The following is a 412-nucleotide window of genomic DNA, read 5'->3' as shown; positions in this document are numbered from 1 at the left end:
CCTCTTCGGCCACCAGCCCGATCGGGCAGTTTTCAACTCCGCCTTCTACTTCGATCGCAGTGCAGCCTTTGTGGTCGCGTTCGTAGCTTTGCGATCGAAACGTCACCATTCGCCTGGGGTTTGTTCCTCCTTCAACAACTGTCACCTCTGCAAGATTCAATGAAGCGTCATACCGACAAGAAGTCCACTTGTGCATCGGAGTGATTCTCCTAAGCAGGAAGGAATACAAAGCAGTATAGGAGGTATAGAGCGATACGAAGATAACAAATTATTCGCTTCCAATAATGCGTTTTTGCAAATTAATAAGCAGCTTTACCAAACATAAATTTTCTATAATTCAATTTTATAATTCGATCGAGAACCTTGTTATCTTTGCAGTGCAAACGCAATCTTCCTTTGAGCAGATAGACTA

General features: G+C 43.4%; 1 protein-coding gene. It reads right to left on the bottom strand.

What is annotated here, in order from left to right:
- Positions 1–196 (bottom strand): hypothetical protein (locus D7Y13_RS47525; RefSeq protein ID WP_208734711.1); only part of this gene is annotated, 196 nt, incomplete at its 3' end.
- Positions 197–412: the final 216 nt, after the last annotated feature.

Source organism: Corallococcus praedator (assembly GCF_003612125.1).
Taxonomy (GTDB): Bacteria; Myxococcota; Myxococcia; order Myxococcales; family Myxococcaceae; genus Corallococcus; species Corallococcus praedator.
This window is presented reverse-complemented; position numbering and strand designations above follow the sequence as displayed.